Genomic DNA, 13,200 nt, shown 5'->3' on the forward strand with positions numbered 1-13,200 from the left:
ACGATGGGGAAAGTTTTGCTGGTTTATGCAAGCATGTCTGGAAATACAGAAGCAATGGCCGATTTAATCGAGAAAGGCCTTCTTGAGGGCGGGGCCGAAGTTGACCGCCATGAAGCGATGGATGTAGATGCGGCGCTCTTTAACGATTATCAGTATATGATATTTGGCGCCTATACATGGGGCGACGGGGATCTCCCGGATGAGTTTTTGGATATTTACGATGATATGGAAGGGATGGATTTCACAGGCAAGATGTTTGCCGTTTTCGGGTCCGGAGATACTTCTTACGAGCATTTTTGCGGTGCCGTCGACATACTTGAGGACAAGATCAAAGAGCTTGGCGGAGACACGGTGCTTCCGTCCGTCAAAATCGAAATGAATCCGGAAGATGAAGAAGAAGACATGCTGCTTCAATTCGGCAGGGATTTTGCAAAGAAATGTGAAGTGCCGGCATGACATTTGCTAAAAAAGGAAACGGGACGCCCCCTTTCCTTTTTTTCTTGTTTTTAAATCTTTCCTTTGATACAGTAATGAGGAGAAAAAGAGAAGGAGGACTTACATAATGAAAATGATGGATGCAAATGAGATTATCTCATTTATTCAAAATAGTAAGAAATCAACACCTGTTAAAGTGTATGTGAAAGGCGACCTTGAAGGAATTGACTTCGGCGCCTCAGCCAAGCCTTTTATTACAGGGCATACTGGGGTAGTATTCGGTGAATGGGCGGAGATTCAAGCTGCGCTCGAAGCAAACAAAGGTAAAATTGAAGACTATGTTGTTGAAAACGACCGCCGCAATTCGGCGATCCCAACGCTCGATTTGAAAAATATTAAAGCGCGAATCGAGCCGGGTGCGATCATCCGCGATCAAGTGGAAATCGGCGACAACGCCGTCATCATGATGGGAGCTTCCATCAACATCGGCTCTGTGATCGGCGAAGGAACGATGATCGATATGAATGTCGTGCTGGGCGGACGAGCTACCGTCGGCAAAAACTGCCACATTGGAGCGGGTTCCGTGCTTGCCGGTGTCATTGAGCCCCCTTCAGCAAAACCTGTCGTTATTGAAGACGATGTCGTCATCGGTGCAAACGCCGTCGTACTTGAAGGCGTGACTGTCGGAAAAGGAGCCGTCGTTGCTGCCGGCGCAATCGTTGTGGAAGATGTGGCACCTTACACAGTAGTTGCCGGAACGCCTGCGAAAAAAATCAAAGACATCGATGAAAAAACAAAAGGCAAAACAGAAATCAAACAGGAATTGCGTCAGCTTTAAGAAGCGGCGGCGAAAAGTGCGTGGATGTGACAATCCACGCATTTTCGTATCGCCGGGGAGGTTAGAAAGATGAAATTGGACGAATTAGCAGCGATTCGCAGAGATCTGCACCAAATTCCTGAACTCGGTTTTCAGGAATATAAGACACAGGCTTATCTTTTGAACCACTTACTAAAGCATCCGGAAGACCGGATTGAAATCGAAAAGTGGAGAACCGGACTGTTTGTAAAGGTTAAAGGGACAGCCCCTGAACAGATTTTGGCTTACAGGGCGGATATGGACGGGCTCTCGATTCGGGAAGATACCGGATATTCTTTTTCTTCCGTACATCAGAACAGGATGCATGCGTGCGGGCATGATTTCCATATGACGATTGCCCTCGGCATCATCGATCATTTCGTCCGCAACCCGGTTAAACAAGATCTGTTGTTTTTGTTCCAGCCTGCTGAAGAAGGGCCGGGCGGCGCTGAACCGATGCTTGAAAGCGATTTGTTTAAAAAGTGGGAGCCGAGCATGATCACAGCGCTGCACATCGCGCCTGAGCTCCCGGTCGGAACGATCGGAACGAAAAGCGGGCTGCTCTTTGCCAATACGTCAGAGCTTGTAATCGAACTTGAAGGAAAGGGCGGGCATGCCGCATATCCCCACCTTGCAGAAGATATGGTGGTCGCCGCCAGTTCGCTCGTTACGCAAATGCAGTCGATCGTAGCCAGGAATGTCGATCCGCTGGACAGTGCTGTCATTACCATAGGGACGATTACAGGCGGATCGGCACAAAACATTATCGCTCAGCAAGCAAGGCTTGAAGGGACGATCAGGACGCTGTCCCCAGCGTCAATGGAACAGGTGAAGAAAAGGATCGAGGCGATGGTGAGCGGCCTGGAAACGGCTTATCAATGCAACGGTAAAGTCAGCTATCCGGCAGCATATTATCAGGTCTATAATTCAAGCGGTTTAGTTGAAGACTTTATGCAGTTCGTTTCTGAAAGCGGCCTTGCAGAGGTCATCCGTTCAAAAGAAGCGATGACAGGAGAGGACTTCGGCTATATGCTGAAAAAGTATCCGGGCTTCATGTTTTGGCTCGGCGTCGATTCACCTTACGGACTCCACCATGCCAAACTGCAGCCGAAAGAGGAAGCGCTTGAGACGGCAGTCCGCGTTATGACGGCTTATTTCTCTTCCAAAGCCAATTAGAACAAGCGGCTGGTATAAAAAATCAGCAAACGTGGCATCTTAATTGGTGGAGGTGTTTCTTCATGTCGAAAAAAATCGGAATCGAACAATCTCTTTCTGATGTCGAGGCTGCTTTGAAGGAAAAAGGGTATGAGGTTGTAACGATGAAAACCGAAGACGATGCAAAAGGCTGCGACTGCTGTGTTGTCACTGGTCTGGACACTGACATGCTCGGGATTTCAGATACGATGACCGGAGCATCTGTCATTCAGGCGACTGGTTTAACTGCCGATGAAATCTGTCAGCAGGTTGAGCAAAAACTTCAGTAATAAACATAAAACCGAAGTTCCAGCTTCGGTTTTAACTTGTTTTTCCAAAAAAACGGCTGTCGGGTGTTAAACGGTTGTTTCATCATCCGGAGGCATGTTACACTTTTTTTAAAGGCTTAAAAAAAGAACAACCGCTAATTTAAATTTATTATCAATTAATATTGACTAAAAATATGGTAAGTATTATAATGAATTATGTATGTGATGTTATTAACTAAATGAGAATTTAATATTTAAATTCTCATTTTGATATGGGTAGCAGAACCCAAAAATCACAATTGGAGGGATACATAAAATGGCAGAACGCATGGTAGGTAAACAAGCGCCGCGCTTTGAAATGGAAGCGGTTCTTGCAAACAAAGAATTTGGAAAAGTAAGCCTTGAAGAAAACATGAAAAATGATAAGTGGACGGTTCTATTCTTCTATCCTATGGACTTTACTTTCGTGTGCCCGACAGAAATTACAGCAATGTCTGACCGCTATGACGAGTTTGAAGACCTTGATGCAGAAGTAATCGGCGTTTCAACTGACACCATCCACACTCACTTGGCATGGATTAACACAGACCGCAAAGAAAATGGTCTCGGCCAGCTGAAATACCCGCTTGCTGCCGACACAAATCATGAAGTATCCCGTGAATACGGCGTACTGATTGAAGAAGAAGGTGTGGCGCTTCGCGGATTGTTCATCATTAATCCAGAAGGCGAACTTCAATATCAAACAGTGTTCCATAACAACATCGGCCGTGATGTAGACGAAACATTGCGCGTGCTTCAAGCGCTGCAAACAGGCGGTCTTTGCCCTGCAAACTGGAAACCGGGTCAAGCAACTCTTTAATTTTTATTCTCAAATTAGAAATCAGATTGGAAAGGTCTAACATTTGTTAGACCTTTTTAATCGACAAAAATGACAATGGAGGAAAAATCATGAAATTACGCCAGCCGATGCCGGAACTGACCGGCGCAAAAGAGTGGTTAAACGGAGAAGTGACAAAAGAGCAGCTTATCGGAGAAAAGCCGACATTAATTCATTTTTGGTCGATCAGCTGCCACTTGTGCAAAGAGGCGATGCCGCAAGTCAATGAGTTCCGCGACCGCTACAGCGATAAACTAAACGTGGTGGCCGTGCATATGCCGCGTTCAGAAGACGATTTAGACTTGAATAAAATCAAAGAGGTTGCCGCTGAACATGATATTACTCAGCCTGTTTTTGTTGACAGCGACCATAAGCTGACTGACGCTTTCGAAAATGAATATGTTCCGGCTTATTACGTTTTTGATAAAACAGGCCAGCTTCGCCATTTTCAAGCTGGAGGAAGCGGGATGAAAATGCTCGAAAAACGTGTAAACCGTGTTCTTGCCGAAACAGAACAGTCTGCTGAATAAAGATGAAAAGCCCCGTTTTCATGGGGTTTTTTGTTTATTCGGCTCCTCATTGCAAAAAAAGCAAAAAAATTTCCTCTATCCGCCCCTTTCGACAAATAGATCATTAGACACTGTTTATTTTGCTTGATGAGTCTTATGTCCTGTTTTTGTTTCAGGAGTATTTCTGACTTTCCCTGTACACAACAAACTGCGAATTCGACAAGTGAAATCTGTCAATTTTGAATATTCTGGATTTATAAGCCGGATTAATCATTGATATTTCACACTTTCCATCACGATTAAACAGTAGAGTCTATTCCTAAATTATGTTTCGTTGAAAAGTAATTTTCTATGTTCCTTCATTATTTACCATTTTTCGACAATGGGTTTAGAGTAGGCCGAAATGCTTCGAAAACTCCTCAGGCTTCAAGTTTTCCGGAAATTTAGTTCTATTTTCTTAACGGAAAGCAACAGTAGAAAAACGAAAAAATAGTTGATAAAATTAGTTTGGTAATCTAATATTTTTATTGGAAGGTTTATTTATTCTGATAGGAGGGTATAAACGGTATGTTTAACGAGAGGGAAGCATTGCGTTTAAGATTGGAGCAGCTGAATGAGGCTGAGGTTAAGGTGATTAGGGAGTATCAAATTGAGCGGGATAATATATATGCAAAGCTGCGTGAATTGGATCGTCCATCCAGCTTTAATGATACAAAAAAAGATTTTCGCCCGGAGCGTAAAACGGAATCTCTCCCTGTTTTAGCTGAATTAGCTGCGCAGGAGATGAAGAGCTATCAGCAACAACAGCAGCAGCCGCAAGCATCTCAAAAGAACCAGCAGCAGACTTCTCCGCAAACCTCCTCACTGCCTGCCGGAATTCCAGATGGAACGACAAGGCGCAGAAGGGGTACAGCACGTCCAGGCTCAAAAGCTGCAAAACTGCGTGAAGCGGCGATTAAAACATTAAAACGCCATAATGCGGCCATCAAAAGCTCCGAACTTCAAAAAGAAATCGAAAAAGAGAGCGGACTTGAGATCCCTAATATGACAACCTTTATGCAAAGCCTGATTAAAATGTACCCGGAAGTCAAAAAACCATACCGCGGTCAATATATATTAGAGGGTGAGATTTCTACCGAGACAGAGCAGCAATAGTCAAACCCTTGCTTTTCCAGATAGCGTTTCCATTTTGAGGAACACCAAGGCGGCCGCTATATACGCCGCCGCCCTAATCAACTGCTTGAGACAATCGACTCAAGCGGTTTTTTATAAAATCCAAATTATTCCTTAAAGTGGTATTCAATTTAAAGGTTTTGTTTCTTTGTCTTTGCGTTTAATTTGATAGACCCATTTTTGCGGGGTTGTTTCTTCTTTCGTCTGCTTTTTCCATTCAGTTATTTTCTGATCCATTTTCGTATCATTTTGTTTGATGACGCTCAATTGCTGTTGGAGCTGATCGACTTGCTCCGTAACTGTTTGAAGTACCGCCTCGATCTGCTCTGACCGTTCAAAAAGCTCTTCGTTTTGTTCAAGCGCCTTCTCCGTCTGCTGAGATGTATCAATATCGGCAAAATGAGAAGCGATCCACTTATCACTTTCATCGAGCTGCCTTTTATAGGATAAAATCGTTTCGTAAAACAGCGCTTCTTTTGTTTTTTCAGACTCCAAAAGGCGGTTTTTCGTTTCTGTCACCCGCTCTTTTAATACCGCAACATCTGTTTCGATTTGTTTGAGCTGAAGACCTTTAGCATGAAGTTCGTCTTTCAGGCGGGCATTTTCGTGTGCAGCGTTTTCGAGCTCATGCTCCTTTTTTTCCCTCAGCGTTTTTTCTTTTTCCGCATGAAGCTTTTCATATTCTATTTGGCTATGTAAGCTTTTTTTCTCTTCTTCGGCTTTTACATTTGTTAAATGAAGGCGGTGCTTTTCTTCTATCTCTTGTTTTCTTGCATAGGTTTCTTTTTGAAGGAGCTCCTGAAGAACAACGATTTTACCCAGCAGTTCGCTTTTTATCCGGTTGAGCGTTTCGGCCGACTCGTCTTCCTTGTTTGCCGAAATCCGCTCCAGTTCGATTGACAGCTGCTGAAGCTGCTGCTTCAGCGCTGCGTTTTCCTGGCTGAGCTTATGATTTTTTTGATGAAAATAGCTTGCTTCAAGCTCGTGGATCAATTGATGTGACCTTGCCAGCTCCGCTTTTAAAAAAAGGTTTTCCTGTGATAAATCATGAAAGTAAGGCAGCGAACCCGTTGTTTTTTTCATGGTGACCAGCCCCCTATTAATGTTACAACTACAATATGCATAAATGAAACACGGCATGCCTTTTGAAAAAGAGATTTTACAGACTTGTTCGGATTTCTAAAATTTTGCTATGATGTTCGCAGGCAGAAACACGCGAAGGAAGGTTGAGCTGCATGAAAGAAATACATGTCATATTATCGGGGGGCCTTTCACGCCGTTTTGGGGAACCGAAAGCGTTTGCCCGCTGGCAAGGCAAGCCGCTTTATCAATGGTGCAAACATGCGCTGGGAGGCGATGTCCTGATATTGAGCCGTCCGGGGCTGACGGAGCGGTTTAAAGAACTCGGGGAAAAAGCGGTGCTGGAAGATATCGAACCGTTCAGTGGGAGAGGGCCGCTTGCAGGTATGTACACAGCCATGGTTCGGGCGGAAGGGGAATGCTATATTTTTTCGGCCTGTGATACCCCGCTTGTCCGGCAGGAGACCATATCGGCTTTAAAACGGCAGATGACCCCGGCGGATGACGCCGTCGTGCCGGTCGCAGACGGAAGGGCGCAGCCGCTTGTTGCTGTCTACAGCAGAAGGGTGAAATCCGTCCTCCTCGAACAGCTTCAGCAGAACGAGCTGAAGATCAGCAGTTTCCTCGACCGCATCCGCGTCAAGTATATTGAAGCTGATAGGGTCGGGGCAGAGCCGTGGGAATTTATAAATGTCAATAAAAAGTCGGATTTAGATAAAATAGAACCGTTCTTTCCGGGATGAAATATTTTATTATAGATTGCAAGGGTTTTTCGGAAAGTGTTTTTCAAAAAACAGCGGACGGAAAAATGATATGATATAGAAAAGGAAGTAAAGGGGATCATCCTGATGCATGAACGGTATTCAAGACAAATCAGATATCAAAACATCGGACAGGCGGGTCAGGACAGAATCAGGCAGAGCCATGTTTTGATCGTCGGAGCCGGGGCGCTCGGCACGTCGGCTGCCGAGGGGCTTGTGCGCGCAGGCATCGGTACACTGTCTATTATAGACCGCGATTATGTGGAATGGAGCAACCTGCAAAGGCAGCAGCTCTATACAGAGAAAGACGCGGAGGAAAGGCTTCCGAAAGCGGCAGCCGCAAAAGAACGTCTTTCCCAGATCAATCGCGATGTTGAGCTTCGTACATATGTTGCCGACGGCACCGTGGAAACACTCAGACCGCTGATCAAAGAAGCGGATGCTGTCATCGATGCAACGGATAACTTTGAGACCCGCATGATCATCAATGACCTTGCCCAAGAGACGGGCACTCCGTGGGTTTACGGCGCTTGTGTCAGCAGTCAGGGCATGTATATGACGATTATTCCTAAAAAAACGCCGTGCCTTGCCTGCCTGTTTGAAGATGTTCCGATTGGCGGGGCTACATGCGACACGTCGGGGATTATTTCGCCGGCCGTTCAAATGGTGTCGGCTTATCAGCAAGCTGAAATTCTAAAAATCTTAACGGACAACCAAGATGCGCTTGAAACCGCTTTTGTCACGTTTGATTTATGGGCGAACACCCACTTCCGAATGGAGATCGGCCGCAATGAGACATGTTCTTCGTGCGGAGAAACGCCGGTTTTTCCTTTCCTCAGCAACATGAGCCAAAAAAAAGCCGACGTTCTGTGCGGAAGAGAGACCGTCCAAATTCGCAGCGATATGTTAAAACGTCTGCCTAAAGAGGAACTCATGAAAAAACTTTCGGGCATCGGAAAAGTGGATGCGAATGATTATTTGCTGCATGTACAATACGAGACATTCAGAATCGTCATATTTAACGATGGAAGAGCCCTTGTTCACGGCACAAATGATATAAAAGAAGCCAACTCCATATTGGCGAGAGTCATCGGAATGTAACAACAGGAGGTTTTTTTAATGATTGAAAAAAGAACGCCCATTCCAGTTTTTGAAGCCGCTGCGCGTGTCTCTCGGCACTGGAAGCAGGGAGATACAGAGTGGATCCACCTTGAGGAGAGTCTCCATAGATTTTTAGCCGAAGATGTAAAGGCTGATCACGACGTACCCGCTTTTGACCGTTCGCCGTACGACGGCTTTGCTGTCCGAGCTTGCGATACCGCCGGTGCTTCACGGGAAAATCCGCTGCAATTCGAGGTGGTTGATCACATTGGAGCCGGAGCCGTGTCAGGTAAAACGCTCGGTCCTTTTCAAGCTGTCAGAATTATGACCGGAGCGCAGATTCCGGAGGGCGCTGATTCGGTAGTCATGCTTGAGCTGACGAAAACCTACTCAGAAGACGGTAAAAACTATATGGTGTTAAAACGCTCATTGGAGCCGGGAGAAAATATTTCAAAAACCGGAGAAGATGCGAGAAAAGGATCAGTGCTTGTGAAGAAAGGAACCCGGATCACACCGGGTGTCGTCGCTTTGCTTGCAACATTCGGATATGCAGCGGTACCTGCAGTCAAAAAGCCTGTGGTAGGCATCATTGCCACCGGAACGGAGCTCCTGAATGTCAGCGATCCCCTCGTTCCCGGAAAAATCCGCAACAGCAATGCAGGCATGGTGGCCGCCCAGGTTGAAGAAGCAGGCGGAACCCCCCTTTATTTAGGGAAGATTTCTGATCGATTTGACGAAAGCTTTGCAGCGGTGGAAAAAGCTTTGGACAAGGTGGATTTTCTGATTACGACCGGAGGGGTGTCCGTAGGGGACTTTGATTTTCTGCCGGCAATTTACGAAAAGCTCGGGGCCGAGGTCCTGTTTAATAAAGTGGCCATGCGTCCGGGAAGTGTAACGACTGTTGCTCAATTAAACGGCAAATTGCTGTTTGGGCTCTCCGGGAACCCGTCAGCCTGCTTCGTTGGATTTGAGCTGTTTGTCAAGCCGTCCCTCCACACCTGGCTGCATCATCAAAAGCCGTATTCTTTATGTGCAGAAGCGGTTTTAAGCAAGGATTTTCCAAAGCCTAATCCGTTTACAAGATTTGTCCGCTCGTTTGTATCCATTAAAGACGGGGCGCTTCATGCGGAGCCTGTCGGCCTGGATAAATCGAGCGCCGTCACGTCGCTGGCAGATGCCAATGCGCTGATGGTTTTGCCGGGCGGAACGAGAGGCTATGAGGCCGGGGCAAGAGTGCATGTTCTGTTATACCGGGATGAGAACGGAAGTGAAGAGCTGTGGCCGCACATTTTCCAATCCTCCAGATCGTAGGGTACCAAAACAGCGGCAAAACGACGTTCGTTGAAAAACTAGCGGAAAAGCTCGGTCAGCTCGGAGTCAAGATTGGCTGCCTGAAACACCACGGACATGGAGGAGAACCGGATGTTTTCGCCGAGGGAAAGGATTCCGACCGCTTTTTTCGGGCTGGAGCGGCTGCGTCCGGCGTCGAAGGAGCAGGCGTTTTTCAGCTGAGGGCGCGCGGCGAGTGGACGCTTGATCAACTGATTGCCGCTTATGGCGTTTTAGCGGTTCAGTGTCTTCTCATCGAAGGATTTAAACATGCGCCATATCAAAAAGTTGTCATGGTCAGAAACGAAGCGGACTGTCAGCTCTTGGAGGAATTGGACGGCATCATCGCCGTCATTTATCAAAAGAGCGAGCCGAAAACGGATGTTCCATCCTTTCATATTGAAGACCCGAGCGCCGTGGCTTTTATTCTGAATCATCTAAAGGAGGAAGGCGTTTGTCTGAACGATTTGTTATAACAAAAGAGCCGATTGTCATCGAAGATATCGTCAAAAAAGTTGAAAAAAGGGAAGCCGGGGCCATCACGACGTTTATTGGAACAGTGAGAGAATGGACAAATGGAAAAAAGACACTCTATCTCGAATATGAAGCATATGTTCCAATGGCGGTCAGCATGCTTGCTCAGATCGGGAAAGAAATCAATGAAAAATGGCCTGGTACAGCTGCAGCGATTACCCATCGCATCGGCAGGCTGGACATCTCCGACGCGGCCGTGGTGATCGCGGTGTCGTCACCTCACCGGAAAGCGGCATATGAAGCGAACGAATATGCGATCGAAAGGATAAAGCAAATCGTGCCGATTTGGAAAAAAGAACATTGGGAGGACGGCGAGACTTGGATCGGCGACCAGCTTGAGACAACTGAATACCCGGAAGGGAAACCAGATTTGGAAGCAGCGGCTTCCGACAGAAAAAGAGGTGCTGACCTTTGATTAAAATTTTACTGTTTGCCCAGCTTGCCGAACAAGCGGGTGCGCAGAGCGTTGATATAGATGAAGAAAAAACGACAACAGACGACATCAGACAGTTTTTAAAAGAAACTTACAATCTTCAGGGGACGGACCGAGCGATGATCGCTGTCAACGAAGTGTACAGAAGAGGAAACAGTGAGGTTAAGTCTGGAGATACGGTTGCTCTTATTCCCCCGGTCAGCGGAGGTTGAGAACGTCGGTCGGTTCAGGCATAGAGCCTGTTACCGACCGACGTTTTTTTTCGAACCGTTTTCCAGATAAATAAAACAGCCGCGCCGTTCTTTCGAAATGTTTGGTTCTAATTTTTGAATCAAGTCATAAAGCTCACTAATACGGTGAACGTTAAAATTGGTTCTTTCTTTCAGTTTCATTTTCAGTTCTTTTGTCGTTACAATTTTTCCTTTTTGCTGTTTAATAATGTCTACGCAATGTGCTGCATAATACTCTTTAGTGGAACGTCTATGTCGCTGGATTTGTCTGTCAAGTTCTCCTAACCTTGCGTAAATCCCTTCGCGTTCTTTCCGGAAGTCCTTCCAGATTTTTTGTTCCAATTCACCTAAGAGGAGAAGCTGTTTTTTTAAAGCCTCTCTTTTCGCCATTGCAATCAACTCCGTCATTCATAATTTGATAACATTTTCTATTATTTTACATCATCTTCCTTCATTCATCAAAAAATTTCCTTTGCCAACAAGAAACTATTTTTTATTGACTGTCACATTTTAAAAAAGATTTATTTCAAGCGGAAGAAGGAGGAAAACTCCATAATAAGTCTGAATTTTGTAAAATCGGTGGAATTTTATTTCGCAAACCGATATATTAGATGATGTGTCCTTGTTTTACATGAATTGGAAAGGTGCTGGTGCAAATGGAGTCCCTTAAAAAACTAAAAGATTTTTATTGGCCTTATAAAAGAATGTTCTTGTGGTCGCTTGTGTCGATGCTTCTGATGACGGCGATCACTGTTGTTTACCCGATTATTCTGCAAATGACAATTGATGAAGTGATTCTCGGCGGAAGGTACGGTTTGGTCATATGGATCAGCCTCGGGTTCATTGCTGTCATGGCGGCGAAGGGCGCAGCTACTTTTTTTCATCAGTATCTTGGAGATATGTTCGGAATCCGCTCGGTCTACCGGTTAAGAAAAGAGCTGTATGCGAAGTTGCAGCGTCTGCCGTTCAAGTATTATGACAGCGCTAAAACGGGAGATTTAATGTCGAGGCTTACGGCTGACGTCGAAGGCATCAGATTCTTTTTATCTTTCGGTTTTGCTGAGGCGATTCGCTTTATCCTGCTTGTCACCTTCAGTCTGTCTGTCATGTTTTCTTATTCTGTGCCGCTGACTCTGGTAACGATTGCTTCTCTGCCGTTTTTAGGAGCGGTTGTCTACAGGTTTGATAAAAAAGTGCATCCGGCTTTTCGGAACATAAGAAAATCTTTCGCCCGTTTAAATACGAAAGTTCAGGAAAATATCAGCGGCATGAATACCGTTAAATCTTTATCAAAAGAAGATTTTGAGATTCAAAACTTTACTCATTCAAATGACCATTTTCGAAATAAAAACTTAAACGCTTCGTTTATCATGTCTAAATTCTTTCCGCTGATGGAGTTTATCGGCAATATTTGCCTCGTTGCCCTGTTGTCGTTCGGCGGCTGGCTCGTGATGCAAAACAGCTTAAAACCGGGGGAGCTTGTCGCTTTTTTCAGTCTTGTCAATTACTTAATGTGGCCGATCATGAACCTCGGTTATGTCATCAACCTGTTTTCACAAGCGAAAGCATCAGGAGAGCGGCTGCTGGAAATTCTTGATGCCAAAGAGGAAATCACCGACAGCGGACATGCGGTGAAAAACGGCAGACTGAACGGCGATGTCGTATTCAGCGATGTTTCCCTTCAATATACAAAAGAAAACGCTGAAGCACTGCATGGAGTGTCTTTTCAAGCCGAGCGCGGCAAAACGATCGGGTTAATCGGTGCGACGGGGTCAGGAAAGAGCAGTATCATTCAACTGCTGAGCCGCTTTTATGAGCCGACATCCGGCCGGATCATGATCGACGGCAAGCCGCTTGAACACTACTCATTAAAAATGCTGCGCTCCAATATCGGCGTCGTCCCGCAGGAATCGTTTTTATTTTCATCAACGATCAGATCAAACATATCTTATGGAAATCCTGATGCATCAATGGAAGAGATCATCGAAAGCGCGAAAAGAGCCCAGGCGCACGATTTTATCATGGAGCTTCCGAACCAATACGATACGATGCTCGGCGAGAGGGGGCTCGGACTGTCCGGTGGCCAAAAACAGCGAATCGCGATTGCGAGGGCGATTTGTCTGAACCCGGGCATTCTCATCCTCGATGATTCGACGAGTGCCGTTGACATGGAAACGGAGCACCGTATTCAGCTTGCATTGCGGGAAGTGATGCGGGATCGGACGACGTTCATCATCGCTCACAGAATCTCATCCTTAAAGCATGCCGACGAAATTCTTGTGCTCGATAAAGGTGTTGTTAAGGAAAGGGGAACACACGAACAATTATTGGAAGAAAACGGTTTATACAAACGGATTTTTGATTTGCAGTATAAAGATCAAAATGTGTTGAATGAGCCGCATTTTGCAGGATAGGAGGC

General features: G+C 45.7%; 16 protein-coding genes. 14 read left to right on the forward strand and 2 right to left on the reverse strand.

Translation table 11 applies throughout. The features are described 5' to 3' along the window. Positions 1–3 precede the first annotated feature (3 nt). From MKZ04_RS03185 to rok, 7 genes are all read left to right on the forward strand, one after another. A complete protein-coding gene (locus tag MKZ04_RS03185) occupies positions 4–456 on the forward strand; it encodes a flavodoxin (RefSeq protein ID WP_095290382.1) in 453 nt (150 codons plus the stop codon). A 106-nt stretch (positions 457–562) separates the two neighbouring features. Continuing rightward, positions 563–1,273, forward strand: coding sequence for a 2,3,4,5-tetrahydropyridine-2,6-dicarboxylate N-acetyltransferase (gene dapD, locus MKZ04_RS03190; protein WP_065644039.1), 711 nt, complete (start codon positions 563–565; stop codon positions 1,271–1,273). A gap of 69 nt (positions 1,274–1,342) precedes the next feature. Continuing rightward, positions 1,343–2,467, forward strand: a complete 1,125-nt coding sequence (locus MKZ04_RS03195) for an N-acetyldiaminopimelate deacetylase (RefSeq protein ID WP_065644040.1) — start codon at positions 1,343–1,345, stop codon at positions 2,465–2,467. Between the two features lie 62 nt (positions 2,468–2,529). Next, a complete protein-coding gene (locus MKZ04_RS03200) occupies positions 2,530–2,775 on the forward strand; it encodes a YkuS family protein (protein ID WP_003181323.1) in 246 nt (81 codons plus the stop codon). Positions 2,776–3,070: 295 nt separating this feature from the next. Beyond that, positions 3,071–3,613 carry a biofilm-specific peroxidase AhpA gene (gene ahpA / locus MKZ04_RS03205; RefSeq protein ID WP_020451207.1) on the forward strand — a complete coding sequence of 181 codons (543 nt, stop codon included), beginning with the start codon at positions 3,071–3,073 and terminating at the stop codon, positions 3,611–3,613. Positions 3,614–3,702: 89 nt separating this feature from the next. After that, complete coding sequence (locus MKZ04_RS03210) at positions 3,703–4,161, forward strand: redoxin domain-containing protein (RefSeq protein WP_020451208.1); 459 nt, start codon at positions 3,703–3,705, stop codon at positions 4,159–4,161. A gap of 546 nt (positions 4,162–4,707) precedes the next feature. Continuing rightward, on the forward strand, positions 4,708–5,295 hold the full coding sequence (rok, locus tag MKZ04_RS03215; protein ID WP_020451209.1) for a transcriptional regulator Rok: 588 nt from the start codon (positions 4,708–4,710) through the stop codon (positions 5,293–5,295). Between the two features lie 144 nt (positions 5,296–5,439). Here rok and MKZ04_RS03220 read toward each other — a convergent pair whose 3' ends face one another. Next, positions 5,440–6,396, reverse strand: coding sequence for a sporulation protein (locus MKZ04_RS03220; protein ID WP_146875259.1), 957 nt, complete (start codon positions 6,394–6,396; stop codon positions 5,440–5,442). A gap of 152 nt (positions 6,397–6,548) precedes the next feature. On the opposite strand from MKZ04_RS03220, the gene mobA reads away from it, so the two are divergent. From mobA to moaD, 6 genes are all read left to right on the forward strand, one after another. Then, positions 6,549–7,136 (forward strand): molybdenum cofactor guanylyltransferase, encoded by a 588-nt coding sequence (gene mobA / locus MKZ04_RS03225; protein WP_023857285.1) that lies wholly within the window; start codon positions 6,549–6,551, stop codon positions 7,134–7,136. 105 nt (positions 7,137–7,241) lie between these two features. Continuing rightward, on the forward strand, positions 7,242–8,255 hold the full coding sequence (locus MKZ04_RS03230) for a molybdopterin-synthase adenylyltransferase MoeB (RefSeq protein WP_341045290.1): 1,014 nt from the start codon (positions 7,242–7,244) through the stop codon (positions 8,253–8,255). Positions 8,256–8,273: 18 nt separating this feature from the next. Continuing rightward, positions 8,274–9,566, forward strand: coding sequence for a molybdopterin molybdotransferase MoeA (locus MKZ04_RS03235; protein WP_145608132.1), 1,293 nt, complete (start codon positions 8,274–8,276; stop codon positions 9,564–9,566). Beyond that, positions 9,533–10,060: a molybdopterin-guanine dinucleotide biosynthesis protein B gene (gene mobB, locus MKZ04_RS03240; RefSeq protein WP_020451214.1), complete on the forward strand. Its 528-nt coding sequence runs from the start codon at positions 9,533–9,535 to the stop codon at positions 10,058–10,060. The genes MKZ04_RS03235 and mobB overlap by 34 nt, the downstream gene beginning before the upstream one ends. Continuing rightward, complete coding sequence (locus tag MKZ04_RS03245; protein ID WP_020451215.1) at positions 10,039–10,533, forward strand: molybdenum cofactor biosynthesis protein MoaE; 495 nt, start codon at positions 10,039–10,041, stop codon at positions 10,531–10,533. The genes mobB and MKZ04_RS03245 overlap by 22 nt, the downstream gene beginning before the upstream one ends. Further along, the gene (moaD, locus tag MKZ04_RS03250; RefSeq protein WP_023857283.1) at positions 10,530–10,763 is read left to right on the forward strand and encodes a molybdopterin converting factor subunit 1; all 234 of its coding nucleotides are present in this window, start codon (positions 10,530–10,532) and stop codon (positions 10,761–10,763) included. The genes MKZ04_RS03245 and moaD overlap by 4 nt, the downstream gene beginning before the upstream one ends. Before the next feature lie 30 nt (positions 10,764–10,793). Here the strand turns inward: moaD and MKZ04_RS03255 are convergent, their stop codons facing one another. Then, positions 10,794–11,171 carry a Rok-like winged helix domain-containing protein gene (locus MKZ04_RS03255; protein WP_020451217.1) on the reverse strand — a complete coding sequence of 126 codons (378 nt, stop codon included), beginning with the start codon at positions 11,169–11,171 and terminating at the stop codon, positions 10,794–10,796. 266 nt (positions 11,172–11,437) lie between these two features. Here MKZ04_RS03255 and MKZ04_RS03260 point away from each other — a divergent pair, with 266 nt between their 5' ends. Beyond that, a complete protein-coding gene (locus MKZ04_RS03260) occupies positions 11,438–13,195 on the forward strand; it encodes an ABC transporter ATP-binding protein (protein WP_023857282.1) in 1,758 nt (585 codons plus the stop codon). Positions 13,196–13,200 lie beyond the last annotated feature (5 nt).

Origin of the sequence: Bacillus sp. FSL W7-1354 (genome assembly GCF_038002405.1) — a bacterium.
GTDB lineage: Bacteria > Bacillota > Bacilli > Bacillales > Bacillaceae > Bacillus > Bacillus paralicheniformis.